This is a genomic window from Serratia sp. (in: enterobacteria), from assembly GCF_052400455.1.
Lineage (GTDB): Bacteria > Pseudomonadota > Gammaproteobacteria > Enterobacterales > Enterobacteriaceae > Serratia > Serratia ureilytica.
This window is the reverse complement of sequence record NZ_CP185812.1, coordinates 195,279-207,675: the sequence shown is the minus strand read 5'-3', so window position 1 is coordinate 207,675 and position 12,397 is coordinate 195,279. Positions and strand designations below refer to the sequence as shown.

The 12,397-nt window shown below is 61.9% G+C and carries 13 protein-coding genes; 1 reads left to right on the top strand and 12 read right to left on the bottom strand.

The genetic code is table 11. The features are described 5' to 3' along the window. Window positions 1-12 precede the first annotated feature (12 nt). Window positions 13-873: a carboxylate/amino acid/amine transporter gene (locus ACORQT_RS00945; protein WP_033652651.1), complete on the bottom strand. Its 861-nt coding sequence runs from the start codon at window positions 871-873 to the stop codon at window positions 13-15. Between the two features lie 152 nt (window positions 874-1,025). Between ACORQT_RS00945 and ACORQT_RS00940 the strand changes: the two genes are divergently transcribed. After that, window positions 1,026-1,355, top strand: a complete 330-nt coding sequence (locus ACORQT_RS00940; RefSeq protein ID WP_016929457.1) for a hypothetical protein — start codon at window positions 1,026-1,028, stop codon at window positions 1,353-1,355. On the opposite strand, the gene ACORQT_RS00935 is transcribed toward ACORQT_RS00940, so the two are convergent. The 11 genes from ACORQT_RS00935 to livH form a co-directional block, all read right to left on the bottom strand. Next, complete coding sequence (locus ACORQT_RS00935; RefSeq protein WP_042783466.1) at window positions 1,336-2,292, bottom strand: AEC family transporter; 957 nt, start codon at window positions 2,290-2,292, stop codon at window positions 1,336-1,338. The two genes, ACORQT_RS00940 and ACORQT_RS00935, sit on opposite strands and share 20 nt — an antisense overlap. A 60-nt stretch (window positions 2,293-2,352) precedes the next feature. Beyond that, window positions 2,353-3,090 (bottom strand): glycerophosphodiester phosphodiesterase, encoded by a 738-nt coding sequence (gene ugpQ, locus ACORQT_RS00930; protein ID WP_015376295.1) that lies wholly within the window; start codon window positions 3,088-3,090, stop codon window positions 2,353-2,355. Beyond that, the gene (locus ACORQT_RS00925) at window positions 3,090-4,160 is read right to left on the bottom strand and encodes a sn-glycerol-3-phosphate import ATP-binding protein UgpC (protein WP_142074876.1); all 1,071 of its coding nucleotides are present in this window, start codon (window positions 4,158-4,160) and stop codon (window positions 3,090-3,092) included. Before ACORQT_RS00925 ends, ugpQ begins: the two co-directional genes overlap by 1 nt. Window positions 4,161-4,165: 5 nt before the next feature. Further along, window positions 4,166-5,011, bottom strand: coding sequence for a sn-glycerol-3-phosphate ABC transporter permease UgpE (ugpE, locus tag ACORQT_RS00920; protein WP_042783464.1), 846 nt, complete (start codon window positions 5,009-5,011; stop codon window positions 4,166-4,168). Continuing rightward, complete coding sequence (gene ugpA / locus ACORQT_RS00915) at window positions 5,008-5,895, bottom strand: sn-glycerol-3-phosphate ABC transporter permease UgpA (protein ID WP_015376293.1); 888 nt, start codon at window positions 5,893-5,895, stop codon at window positions 5,008-5,010. Before ugpA ends, ugpE begins: the two co-directional genes overlap by 4 nt. Before the next feature lie 78 nt (window positions 5,896-5,973). Beyond that, window positions 5,974-7,293: a sn-glycerol-3-phosphate ABC transporter substrate-binding protein UgpB gene (ugpB, locus tag ACORQT_RS00910; RefSeq protein WP_033644983.1), complete on the bottom strand. Its 1,320-nt coding sequence runs from the start codon at window positions 7,291-7,293 to the stop codon at window positions 5,974-5,976. A gap of 187 nt (window positions 7,294-7,480) precedes the next feature. Further along, entirely contained in the window at window positions 7,481-8,668 is a 1,188-nt protein-coding gene (locus ACORQT_RS00905; protein WP_033652643.1) for an aminotransferase-like domain-containing protein, read from the bottom strand. A 44-nt stretch (window positions 8,669-8,712) separates the two neighbouring features. Then, on the bottom strand, window positions 8,713-9,414 hold the full coding sequence (gene livF / locus ACORQT_RS00900; protein ID WP_015376292.1) for a high-affinity branched-chain amino acid ABC transporter ATP-binding protein LivF: 702 nt from the start codon (window positions 9,412-9,414) through the stop codon (window positions 8,713-8,715). Between the two features lie 4 nt (window positions 9,415-9,418). Then, window positions 9,419-10,186 carry a high-affinity branched-chain amino acid ABC transporter ATP-binding protein LivG gene (livG, locus tag ACORQT_RS00895; protein ID WP_042783463.1) on the bottom strand — a complete coding sequence of 256 codons (768 nt, stop codon included), beginning with the start codon at window positions 10,184-10,186 and terminating at the stop codon, window positions 9,419-9,421. Continuing rightward, the gene (locus ACORQT_RS00890; protein WP_042783462.1) at window positions 10,183-11,466 is read right to left on the bottom strand and encodes a high-affinity branched-chain amino acid ABC transporter permease LivM; all 1,284 of its coding nucleotides are present in this window, start codon (window positions 11,464-11,466) and stop codon (window positions 10,183-10,185) included. Before ACORQT_RS00890 ends, livG begins: the two co-directional genes overlap by 4 nt. Further along, window positions 11,463-12,389 (bottom strand): high-affinity branched-chain amino acid ABC transporter permease LivH, encoded by a 927-nt coding sequence (gene livH, locus ACORQT_RS00885; RefSeq protein WP_015376290.1) that lies wholly within the window; start codon window positions 12,387-12,389, stop codon window positions 11,463-11,465. Before livH ends, ACORQT_RS00890 begins: the two co-directional genes overlap by 4 nt. Between the last annotated feature and the right edge of the window lie 8 nt (window positions 12,390-12,397).

Here is a 12,397-nt window from a genome sequence, read left to right as displayed (position 1 = left end):
GCCGGCCCCCGTTTAGCCGAGCTGTTTCGGCGCCACCCAGCGGCGGTGCACCCACAGTGAAGCGACGATCACCGCCCCACCGAGGATAAAGCTCGGCCAGTGCGGCTGCTGCTGCCAAATGGCCAGGTTGACCAACAAGCCGGCCGGCACATGCATGTTGTTCATGATGCCGAGCGTGCCGGCATCGACCTGCGTCGCGCCGTAGTTCCACATGAAGTAACCCAGCCCCGACGCCACCACGCCCAGCCAGATCAGCACGCCCCACTGCAGATTGGTGGTTGGCAGCTGCTGCGGATTGCCCCACAGGAACCAGGCCACTACCGCCACCGCCGCCGCCCCCAGGTAGAACCAGGAAAAGGCGGTGTGCTGCGGCAAGGGGTGCACTTCCATCAGGCGCTTATAGCCGACCATGCCGATGGCGAAGCTGATGTTCGCCGCCTGCACCAGCAACAGCCCCCACCAAAAATGTTCGCTCAGTTGGTGATAGCGAATGATCGCCGCGCCCAGCACCGCCAGCAGCGCGCTGAAGGCGTAGCCCCAGCGCAGGCGACGGCCGCTCAGCAAGTCGTAGATCAGCGTGATGTACAATGGCGTCAGCACGGTGAACAACAGGAACTCCGGCACCGTCAGATAGAGATAGGCGCGGAAGCTGATGAGGTACATGATGCCCAGCTGGAAGGCGCCCACCAGCATATACAGCAGGATCACCTTGAGTTTGATGTTGCGCCAGCGCAGGAACGGCAGGAACACCAGCGCCGCCAGCCCGATGCGCATCAGCACCGAGAACCAGCTGTCGACATGGCCCGCCAAATATTCGCCGATCAGGCTGAAAGAGAACGCCCACAGAATGGTGGTTATAACCAAAAGCAGCACGATGGGTTCACCCTAAAAAAGACCGAAAGGGCGATTGTAACGGAAGATGGGCACCGCGTTGGCGAAAAGGCGGTTTACATTTGAACGAAATACAAACTACCAGCAAAATTTCACCGCTGGGTTAGGCTTAATAAAAAAGCGAGGTAACCATCATGAAAACTTCTCACATTCTGTTCGCTCTGCTGTTGCTGCCCGGCCTGGCTGCAGCGGCCAACGGCGTAACCGATCTGCGTTCACAGCAGCAGCTTCTCAACCAAAACAGCCAACAGGCGCAGCAACAGCGCTTGTTGAACAACCGGCAGATGGATCAACGCCGCCTGCAACAGCAGCGCCAGTTCGACAATCAACGGCAACAGCTGTTGCAAACCACGCCGAACGGCGGCCAGTTGCTGCCTAACGGCAACCAGCCGCGCGATCCGTTCAACCGTACCGCGCCGGCGGTGCCGCAGGCCCCGCTGCCGGCTACGCCCGCACGCCCATAACGGTGAGGATCAGCGGCGTGGTGATCGCCGCCAGCACGGTGGACATCACCAGGCTGGTGGCGGCCGGGCCGGTGAGCGTATTGAACTGGCGCGACATCAGGTAGACATTCACCCCCACCGCCATTGAGCCCAGCAGCACCACCACGCGGGTCTCCATCGGCGGCAGATCCATCATCCAGGCCAGCAGCCAAATCACCAACGGCTGTACCAGCAACTTCAGCACGCAGATGGCGCTGCTCAGTTGCCAGCCTTCGCTGATGCGGTACTCGGCAAGCCCCATGCCAAGCACCACCAGCGACAGCGGCGCCGCCACCTGGCCGAGCATGCTGACCGGCCGATCGACGAAGTCCGGCAGCGGCAGGCCGGTCAGGCTAAACAGGGTGCCGGACAGGATGCCGACGATCAACGGGTTGGTCAGCACGCTGCGCGCGGTTTTAGCAAAGCCCCCCAGCGTCGGCGAGCCGTTGCGCGCCCATTCGATCGACACCGTGACCAGCGTCCACAGGATTAGGCCGTTGAACACCAGCACCAGCGCCACCGACGGGATCGCCGCCTCCCCCAGCATCACGCTGGCGATCGGTAAACCGAGCATCACGTTATTGGAGAAAATACCGCCCAGCGCAAACACCGACCCGGCGACGCCATCCAGCCGGAAAAGGTGCCGGGCGACGAGACGGCCGAGCACGAACACGATCAGGCAACTGCCGAAGAACGCGATCAGCAGCCGGGCGTCGACCGCCGGGCGCTGCGAGAAGTCGCACATCATGCGAAACAGCATGGCGGGCAAGGCGAGGGAAAACACAAAGCGCGTCAGGCCATCGGTGATGCTGGTGGGCCATTTCCCCCAGCGAATCAGCCCATAACCCAACGCGATCAGGACGAACAGCGGTAATGACAGCACGATCTGGTGCCACAGTGACATCATAAAGCCTGGCATCGCATTCCTTCCGGTGGTGCGGCGGCAAGGCTTGTCGTCGCAGGATTCATCGGCGCCGGATTAGAACTCCGGGCCAATCAAATCTATCCGGTCGGTGCAAATGCAGTCAACGCCCCAGTCGAGCAGCAGGCGCGCGCGATCCGGCTGGTTAACGGTATACACCAGAATGCGCAGACCGGCGTCTTTCAACGCTTTCACCCGCTCGGCGGTCAGCGCCTTGTGGTCGATATGCAGCGAGACGCAGTCCAGACGTTCGGTCAGCTCGCGCCAGTTGTCGTCCCAGTCCTCCAGCAGCAAGCCGCGCGGCAAATCCGGCACGGTGCGTTGCGCCGCCGCCAGCGCTTCCACCGAGAAGGAGGAGAGCAACGGGTCGGTCTGCCCTTGCCACAGCAGCCGCGCCGCCAGCGCCACCACCCGGCCGGTTTCATCGTCGCTGCCGGTGGTCGGTTTGATCTCGATATTGGCCATCAGGCCGTGTTCCCGGCAGCGTTCCGCCACCTCCGACAGCAGCGGCAGCCGCTCGCCCTTGAAGGCCGAGCTGTACCAGTTGCCGGCGTCCAGCTGCACCAGCTTATCCCACGGCAGCTCGCCCGCCACGCCCCAGCCGTTGCTGGTGCGATCCAGCGTATCATCATGCAGCAGGAAAATTTGTCCGTCCTGCGCCAGTTTGGCGTCGAACTCGATCATCTTGTGGCCGTGGCGCGCGCCGACGTCGATCGCCGCCAGGGTATTTTCCGGCGCCAGAGAACCGCCGCCGCGGTGGGCAACGATATGAGGGTAAGGCCAGGGTCTCGTCATCAATCCATCCGTAATCCGCTGTGGGTGTCAAAGAAGTGCAGCGCCTGAGCAGGCAGCTGCAAATATAGCGTACTGCCCGCCGTCGGCAAGGTTTCATGCGACAACCGCGCGATCACCCCGTGACCGCCCCACTGGCCGTGCGCCAGATTGTCGGCCCCCAGCAGTTCCAGCGTCTGCAGCTGCAGCGGCACGCCCTGGCCTTGCGCCACCAGCTGAATATGCTCCGGCCGAATGCCCAGCGTCAACTGCCGCCCCGCCCACTGCGGCTTGGCCGCCGGCAACGGCAGCGTCATGCCGTCCGCCAGCAGCAGCTGGCCGCCGTCGGCGCTCAGGGTGCCGGGCAACAGGTTCATCGCCGGCGAGCCGATAAAGCTGGCGACGAACAGCGAAGCCGGCCGCTGATACACCTCGCTCGGAGTGCCGATCTGTTCCGCCACGCCCTTGTTCATTACGATCACCCGCTGCGCCAGCGTCATCGCCTCCACCTGGTCGTGAGTCACGTACAGGCTGGTGGTTTTCAGACGGCGGTGCAACTGTTGCAGCTCCAGGCGCATCTGCACCCGCAGCTTGGCGTCCAGGTTGGACAGCGGTTCATCGAACAGGAACACCGCCGGTTCGCGCACGATGGCGCGCCCCATCGCCACGCGCTGGCGCTGGCCGCCGGAAAGTTCGCGCGGTTTACGCTTGAGCAGCGGCTCCAGCTCCAGGATGCGCGCCGCTTCCTCCACCCGCTGGCGGATATGCTCCTTGCCGAAACCGCGGATCTTGAGGCCATAAGCCATGTTGTCGTACACGCTCATGTGCGGATAGAGCGCGTAGTTCTGGAACACCATCGCGATGCCGCGATCCTTGGGTTCCAGATCGGTCACGCGCCGGGTATCGATATAGATATCGCCGCTGGTGGTGCGCTCCAGCCCAGCCACCATCCGCAGCAGCGTGGATTTGCCGCAGCCGGACGGGCCGACCATCACGATGAATTCACCGTCCGCCACGTCGAGGTCGATCTGTTTGATCACCGGCGTTTTACCGTCGTAAGACTTGGTGACCGCCTGTAGTTTTAATCCTGCCATCGTCGTTATTTCTCGCTATCAACCAGACCGCGCACAAACCAGCGCTGCATCAGAAGCACCACCGCCAGCGGTGGCAATAAAGTCAGAATCATCGCCGCCATCACCTGGTTCCACTGGGTCGGCGCGCCGGAAGTGGAGATCATGCTCTTGATGCCCGCCACCGCGGTGCCCATCGAAGCGTCGCTGGTGATCAGGAGCGGCCACAGATATTGGTTCCAGCCGTAGATAAAAGTGATGACGAACAGCGCCGCCAGATTGGTTTTCGACAGCGGCAACACGATGTCCCAGAAGAAACGCATCGGCCCGGCGCCGTCGATGCGCGCCGCCTCCAGCAGCTCATCCGGCAGCGTCATGAAGAACTGGCGCAGCAGGAAGGTGGCGGTGGCCGAGGCCATCAGCGGCAGCGTCAGGCCGGTATAGCTGTCCAGCAGGTTGAGGTTGGAGATCACCTCCACCGTCGGGAAAATACGCACTTCCACCGGCAGCATCAGGGTGAGGAAAATCAGCCAAAAAAACAGGCTGCGCAGCGGGAAACGGAAATACACGATGGCGTAAGCCGACAGCACCGACACCGCGATCTTGCCGCAGGTGATCGCCAGCGCCATGATCACGCTGTTGAGCAGCAGCAGCGAGAACGGCACCTTGAGGTTGCCCACGCCGCCCTGCCAGATATTGCGGATGTTCTCCCACAGGTGCCCGCCGGGCACCAGCGTCATCGGCACCTGAAACACCTGCTTGTCGTCCAGCGTGGCGGCGACAAAGGCCACGTACAGCGGGAACAGCACCACCAGCACGCCGATAATCAGCATCACATGGCTGAAGACATCCAGCCCGCGTCGATTCTCAATCATTGGTAGCGCACCTTACGTTCAACGAAGCGGAACTGGATCACCGTCAGGCCGATCACCAGCAGCATCAGGATCACCGACTGCGCGGCGGAACTGGAGAGATCCAACCCGGCGAAGCCTTCGCGGTAGATCTTGTAGATCAACGTGGTGGTGGACTGCACCGGCCCGCCGCCGGTGGCGGCGTCGATCACCGGGAAAGTATCGAAGAAGGCGTACACCAGATTGACCACCAGCAGGAAGAAGCTCACCGGCGCGATCAGCGGCAGCACCAGATGGAAGAAACGCCGCACCGGGCCGGCGCCGTCGATGGCCGCCGCTTCCACCAGCGAACGCGGGATCGACTGCAGCGCCGCGAGGAAAAACAGGAAGTTATAGCTTATCTGCTGCCATACCGAGGCCAGCACCACCAGGAACATCGCCTGGCCGCTGTTTTGCGCATGGTTCCAGTTATAGCCCAGACCGTTGAGGAAATGGGTGATCAACCCCAGACCGGGGTTGAACAGAAAGATCCACAGCACCGCCGCCACCGCCGGCGCCACCGCGTAGGGCAGGATCATCAGCGTGCGATAGAGGCGGCTGCCGCGCAGCACGTAGTCCACCAACGCAGCGAAGAACAGCGAAACCGCCAGCCCGATGCCCGCCACCAGGAAGCTGAAGATCAGCGTGGTGTAGAACGAGTCGAGGTAGTAAGGATCCTGGAACAGCTGTTTAAAGTTATCCAGCCCGACAAACTGGCTGGACAGGCCGAACGGATCGAGGCTCTGCACCGAATACCACAGCGCTTCGCCGGCGGGCCATAAAAAGAAGACGGCGGTAATCAGCAGCTGCGGCAGCACCAGCGCATAGGGCAACCAGCTGCAGCCGAAACCGGGACGGGAAGATGACATAGCAGTTAAACCATTAATCGGGTACGGAAGGATCGGCGTGAAGACGCGAGCCCGGTCTACCGGGCCCGCGACGCGGGGTTACTTGGTCGAAGCTTCGAAGCGGCGCAGCAGCACGTCACCGCGCTGCACGGCGGCGTCCAACGCCTGCTGAGGCGTTTTCTTGCCGGTCCACACGCCTTCCAGTTCCTCATCCACCACGCTGCGGATCTGCGGCATGTTGCCCAGGCGCAGGCCCTTGGTGAACGGCAACGGCGGCTTGTTCAGCATCTGGCGAGTGGCGACGTCGGCACCCGGATTCTTGTCGTAGAAGCCCTGCTGCTTGGTCAGATCGTAAGCCGCGGTGGTGATCGGCAGATAACCGGTCTTCTGGTGCCATTCGGCGGCGATTTCCGGCTGCGCCAGGTACTGCAAGAACTCGGCCACGCCCTTGTAGGTGGCGGCGTCTTTGCCGTTCATCACCCACAGGCTGGCCCCGCCGATGATGGCGTTTTGCGGCGCATTTTTCGCGTCGGCGTCGTACGGCATCATGCCGACGCCGTAGTTGAATTTGGCGTAGTGCTTGATGTCCGCCAACGAACCGGATGAGGCGGTGGTGATGGCGCAGTCGCCGTTATAAAACTTCTCGGTGGATTCGTCTTTGCGGCCGAAATAGGTGAAGTCGCCCTTCTTGTTCATCGCTTCGAGCAGCGCAATATGTTTGACCTGCAGCGGTTGGTTGAACTCCAGCTTGGCGCTGGTGCCGCCAAAGCCGTTGTTTTCACTGGCGAACGGCACGCCGTGCCAGGCGCTGAAGTTCTCCAGTTGGATCCAGCCCTGCCAGCCGCTGGCGTAACCGCACTTCATGCCGGCTTCGCGCAGTTTGGCGGTATCCGCCGCCAGTTCCTGCCAGGTTTTCGGCGGTTGTTCCGGGTTCAGGCCGGCCTTTTTGAAGGCGTCTTTGTTGTAGTACAGCACCGGCGTGGAGCTGTTGAACGGCTGCGACAGCAGATGGCCGCTCTTGTTGTCGGTGTAATAGCCAGCAACCGTCGGCACGAACACCGACTCGTCGAAGTTGATGCCGGCCTCTTTAAACACTTCATAGACCGGTTTGATGGCTTTGCTGGCCATCATGGTGGCGGTGCCCACCTCGTAAACCTGCAGGATCGCCGGCGCCTTGCCGGAGCGGTAAGCGGCGATGCCCGCCGCCAGGCTCTGTTCGTAGTTGCCTTTATAAACCGGCACAATCTTGACGTCGCTGTGCGACTGGTTGAAGCGATCCGCCAGAGAGTCCACTTCTTTACCCAGTTCGCCTTCCATCGAATGCCAGAACGGGATTTCTGTCGCCGCCAGCGCCTGTGCGCTGACCGCCAGGGTCAATGCGACGCACAGCGTGGTTTTGCGAATAGCGTAGGTGAGCATGCCTAACTCCTGAAAAAGCTGGTGTAAAAGCGCGTGAGCGAAAAGAATCAGTTTTTTGTTCGGAAGCTAACATGCCATGCGCGGATGACAGAAAAATAACCGTTAGATGACAGCCACATGACGGCAAGGTGAAGTGAAGATGGCGGTTTGATGTCGGCGGCGGGCATGGGCTCCGCCGCCGCGAGGATTACAGCGAACGGCGCAGGCGCGCGACCGCTTCTTGCATCTGCTGCTCGGTGGCGGTGGCGAACGACAGGCGGAAGGTCGAACGATCCGGGTTGTCGGAGAAGAAGTATTCCCCCGGCACGAACACCACGCCCTGCTGCAGCGTGGTGTTCAGCCATTCGGTGGCGTTGAACGGCTGGCGGAAACGCGCCCACAGGAACATGCCGCCCTTCGGTTTATCGAAGGTGATGTAGTCGCCCAGCTCCTGCTCCACCAAACCGGCCAGGATCTCGCCCTTGTGTTTGTAGGCGGCGCGGATCTTGTCGATCTGCGCCGGCAGGCGATCCAGGCCAAGGTAGCATTCGACGATGCTTTGCGACAGGGCGCTGGCGTGCAGATCCGCCGCCTGTTTGATGATCGCCACTTTATGCAGCAGGAACGGCGGCAGGATCGCCCAGCCCAAACGCAGGCCCGGCGCCAGGATCTTGGAAAAGGTCGAGGTATAGATGATGTGGTCGGTGTTGCCCAGCACCTGCTGCGACACCTGATGCAGCGTCGGGTGGCGCTCTTCGGTGAAACGCAGCTCGCCGTACGGATCGTCTTCGATGATCAGGAAGTTATGTTCGGCGGCCAGCTTCACCAGCAGTTCGCGGCGCGCGGCGCTGAGGGTGATGCCGCTGGGGTTGCCGAAGTTCGGCACCACGTACACGCCCTTGATGCGCTGGGTTTTCAGCAGCTCGGCCAGCTCTTCCACCACCATGCCGTCGCTGTCGGACGAGACCGACATGATGTTGGCCTCCGCCAGTTCCAGCGTTTGCAGCGCCGCCAGGTAGGTCGGGCGCTCCACCACGAACACGTCGCCCGGGTTGACGATGGCGCGCATCACCAAATCCAGGGCCTGCTGAGAGCCGGCGGTGACCATCACCTCTTCTGCGCGCGCGGTGACGCCGCGCTCGGCGCACAGCGCGCAAATGCGCTCACGCAGCAGCGGGCTGCCCTCGGTCAGGCCGTACTGGAATGCGCTTTTCGGCTGTTCGGTGATCGCCTGCTGGGTGGCGATGCTCAATCCTTCGAAATCGAACAACGCATCAGAGGGGATGCCGCCCGCCAGCGAAATGACGTGTTCCATCTTGCTGTGCTTAAGCAATTCACGGATGGCCGAACTTTTTACGTTAACGATACGCTGCGCGAGTAACCCTTCTGTCTTCATTTCTTCTTCTCGTACCTGATTATTTTAATTCGTAGGGGGGCGGATTAACCGCCCAGATACGCCGACCTCACTGCTTCGTTGGCTAACAATGCAGCCCCCGTATCTTCCAACACCACGCGGCCGTTTTCCAGCACATAACCGCGGTCCGCCAATTTCAGCGCCTGATTGGCGTTTTGCTCCACCAGAAAGATGGTCATGCCCTCTTCCCGCAGCTGCTGAATGATGTCGAAAATCTGCTGGATGATGATGGGCGCCAGCCCAAGCGAAGGTTCGTCGAGCAGCAGCAGCTTCGGCTGGCTCATCAGCGCGCGGCCGATGGCCAACATCTGCTGTTCGCCGCCGGACATGGTGCCGGCACGCTGGCTTCGGCGCTCCAGCAGGCGCGGGAACAGCGTGAACACCCGTTCGATGCGCTGCTGATATTGGTGACGATCGGCGAAGAAGCCGCCCATCGCCAGGTTTTCTTCCACCGTCATGCGCGAGAAGACTCGCCGCCCTTCCGGCACGATCGCCACCGCTTCGCGCATGATGCGCGAGGTTTGCCACTGGGTGATGTCCTGCCCCTGGAAGACAATGCTGCCTTCGCTGGCGCGCGGTTCGCCGCACAGGGTGCCGAGCAGCGTGGTTTTACCGGCGCCGTTGGCGCCGATTAACGTCACGATTTCGCCCTGACTAATCGTGAGACTGACCTGATGCAGCGCCTGAATTTTGCCGTAATGAGCGGATACCTGATTGAATGACAACATATTATTATTCGCCCAAATAAGCCCGGATCACGTCCGGGTTGTTGCGGATCTCCGCCGGTGTGCCCTGCGCCAGCGGCGTGCCCTGATTCACCACGTAAATGCGATCGGAGATGCCCATCACCAGCTTCATGTCGTGCTCGATCAGCAACACCGAGACCTTATGCCGATCGCGCAGCTCGACGATCAGATGATCCAGCTCGTCGGTCTCTTTCGGGTTCAGACCGGCGGCCGGTTCGTCCAGCATCAGCAGCTCCGGCCGGGTCACCATGCAGCGGGCGATCTCCAGCCGACGCTGCTGCCCGTAGGCCAGGTTGCCCGCCGAACGGTTGGCCATCGATAGCAGGCCGACGCGCTCCAGCCACTCCGCTGCGCGCGCCAGCGCCTCGGCTTCGGCACGGCGGAAGGCCGGGGTTTTCAGCAGCCCGGCGAACACGCCGCTTTTCAGGTGCTGATGCTGCGCCACCAACAGGTTCTCAATCACCGTCATTTCACGGAACAGCCGCACATGCTGGAAGGTGCGCACTACGCCCATACGGGCGATGGCCTGCCCCGCCAGCCCCTCCAGATGGCAATCGCGCAATTTGATGGTGCCGCCGCTCGGGCGGTAGAAACCGGTCAGGCAGTTAAACACCGTGGTTTTACCGGCGCCGTTGGGGCCGATCAGCGAGACAATTTCGCCTTCATTGAGCGTCAACGCGACATTGTTGACCGCCAGCAGCCCGCCAAAACGCATCGACAGGCCTTCCACCTGCAGTAAAGGTTGAACGCTCATGCCTGTTCCCCCTTGCCCGCGTGAATGTCCGCCGCCTGCAGCTTCAGCTGCGGCCGCTTCATCGGCAACAGCCCCTGCGGCCGCCAAATCATCATCAGCACCATCAGCGCCCCCAGCAGCAGCATGCTGTATTCATTCAGATCGCGCATCAGCTCGCGCGAAACCACCAGCAGGATCGCCGCCAGAATGACCGCGAACTGCGATCCCATGCCCCCCAGTACGACGATCGCCAACACGAAGGCCGACTCGACGAAGGTGAAGGATTCCGGGCTGACGAAACCCTGGCGCGCGGCAAACAGCGTGCCGGCAAACCCGGCGAACGCGGCGCTGATGGTAAAGGCGGTCAGCTTGATGCGCGTCGGGCTGAGGCCCAGCGAGCGGCAGGCGATCTCGTCTTCGCGCAGCGCTTCCCAGGCGCGCCCGAGCGGCATGCGCAGCAGGCGGTTGATGACGAACAGCGTCAGCACCACCAGCAGCAACGCCACCAGGTACAAAAATACGATGCGATCGCTCGGATCGTATTTCAGGCCGAAGACGTTATGGAAGGTATCCCAGCCGCCGTCGCGCACACTGCGGTTAAACTCCAGGCCGAAGAAGGTCGGTTTCGGGATCTGGCTGATGCCGTTCGGCCCGCCGGTGATCTCGGTATTGTTCAGCAGCAGAATGCGCACGATCTCACCGAAGCCGAGCGTCACGATCGCCAGATAGTCGCCGCGCAGCCGCAGCACCGGGAAACCGAGCAGGAAGCCGAAGGCGGCGGTGACGATACCCGCCAGCGGCAGGCTCTCCCAAAAGCCGAGGCCGTAATAATGATTCAGCAGCGCATAGGTGTAGGCGCCGATGGCGTAGAAACCGCCGTAGCCGAGCACCAGCAGACCGGACAGGCCCACCACCACGTTGAGGCCGAGGCCCAGCATCACGTAGATCAGCGTCAGGGTGGCGATATCCACCGTGCCGCGCGACACCAGGAACGGCCAGGCGACCGCCGCGACGAGCAGCAGAGCCGCCAGCAGCTTTTGCCGCGGCGTGGTGCCGTCGAAGCTCGGCAGCACGAACGCCGGGCCGGAGACCTTTTTCAGGCCCTGCTGCAGCAGCGGGCGCAACAGCTGGAAGAAAAAGACGATGACGCAGCCGATGCCGATCCACATCCAGCGCACTTCCGCCGCGCCGTGCACCACCAGTTTGGTGCCGTCCAGGCTCAGCTGCATGCCCATCAGGAACGACGCCATCACGAACAGCACCGCCGTGGCGATCAGCGCATTGAGCAGATTGAGTTTCATACTTTCTCAACCTCCGGACGCCCGAGGATGCCGGTCGGCATGATCAGCAGCACCACGATCAGCAGCGCGAACGACACCACGTCTTTGTATTCGGTGCTCAGGTAGGCGGAGGTCAGCGCTTCCGCCACGCCCAGCACCAGGCCGCCGATCATCGCGCCCGGAATGCTGCCGATGCCGCCCAGAACCGCGGCGGTGAAGGCTTTCATACCGGCCATAAAGCCGATGTAAGGGTTGATGACGCCGTAGAACTGGCCGAGCAACACCCCGGCCACCGCCGCCATCACCGCACCGATGACGAAGGTCAGCGAGATCACCCGGTCCGTGTTGATGCCCAGCAGGCTGGCCATCTTCAGATCTTCCGCACAGGCGCGGCAGGCACGGCCCATGCGCGAATAGCGGATAAACAGCGTCAGCGCCAGCATCGCCAGGAAGGTCACGAGCCAGATGGTCAGCTGCATGGTGCTGATGGTGGCGGCGAAGCCGTTGCTTTCCCCCAGCACCCACTGGCCGGTGACCAGGCTGGGCAGCGCCAGATCGCGTGAGCCCTGCGTCAGGCTGACGTAGTTTTGCAGGAATATCGACATGCCGATGGCCGAGATCAGCGCAATCAGGCGCTTGGAGTTGCGCACCGGCTTGTAGGCCACCCGCTCGATGCTCCAGCCGTAGGCGCTGGCGATGACAATAGAGACCAGGAACGCGGCGCCGATCAGCAGCCAGCCGACGTCGATGCCGAGCATCATCAGGGCGGCGATAACGATAAAGGAGACATAGCTGCCGATCATGTACACCTCGCCGTGGGCGAAGTTGATCATGCCGATGATGCCGTAAACCATGGTGTAACCGATGGCGATCAATGCATAGGTGCTGCCCAACGTTAAGCCGTTGAACATCTGCTGCAGAAAATAGAGGAGCTGCTCTGACATACTCTGAA

Excerpts from the sequence above, each read along its gene's own strand:
- ACORQT_RS00935 (WP_042783466.1), bottom strand. The coding sequence starts at position 2,292 with ATGCCAGGCTTTATGATGTCACTGTGGCACCAGATCGTGCTGTCATTA.
- ugpB (WP_033644983.1), bottom strand. The coding sequence starts at position 7,293 with ATGCTCACCTACGCTATTCGCAAAACCACGCTGTGCGTCGCATTGACC.
- ACORQT_RS00940 (WP_016929457.1), top strand. The coding sequence starts at position 1,026 with ATGAAAACTTCTCACATTCTGTTCGCTCTGCTGTTGCTGCCCGGCCTG.
- livH (WP_015376290.1), bottom strand. The coding sequence starts at position 12,389 with ATGTCAGAGCAGCTCCTCTATTTTCTGCAGCAGATGTTCAACGGCTTA.
- ACORQT_RS00905 (WP_033652643.1), bottom strand. The coding sequence starts at position 8,668 with ATGAAGACAGAAGGGTTACTCGCGCAGCGTATCGTTAACGTAAAAAGT.
- livF (WP_015376292.1), bottom strand. The coding sequence starts at position 9,414 with ATGTTGTCATTCAATCAGGTATCCGCTCATTACGGCAAAATTCAGGCG.
- ACORQT_RS00890 (WP_042783462.1), bottom strand. The coding sequence starts at position 11,466 with ATGAAACTCAATCTGCTCAATGCGCTGATCGCCACGGCGGTGCTGTTC.
- ugpA (WP_015376293.1), bottom strand. The coding sequence starts at position 5,895 with ATGTCATCTTCCCGTCCCGGTTTCGGCTGCAGCTGGTTGCCCTATGCG.
- ACORQT_RS00925 (WP_142074876.1), bottom strand. The coding sequence starts at position 4,160 with ATGGCAGGATTAAAACTACAGGCGGTCACCAAGTCTTACGACGGTAAA.
- ugpE (WP_042783464.1), bottom strand. The coding sequence starts at position 5,011 with ATGATTGAGAATCGACGCGGGCTGGATGTCTTCAGCCATGTGATGCTG.
- ugpQ (WP_015376295.1), bottom strand. The coding sequence starts at position 3,090 with ATGACGAGACCCTGGCCTTACCCTCATATCGTTGCCCACCGCGGCGGC.
- livG (WP_042783463.1), bottom strand. The coding sequence starts at position 10,186 with ATGAGCGTTCAACCTTTACTGCAGGTGGAAGGCCTGTCGATGCGTTTT.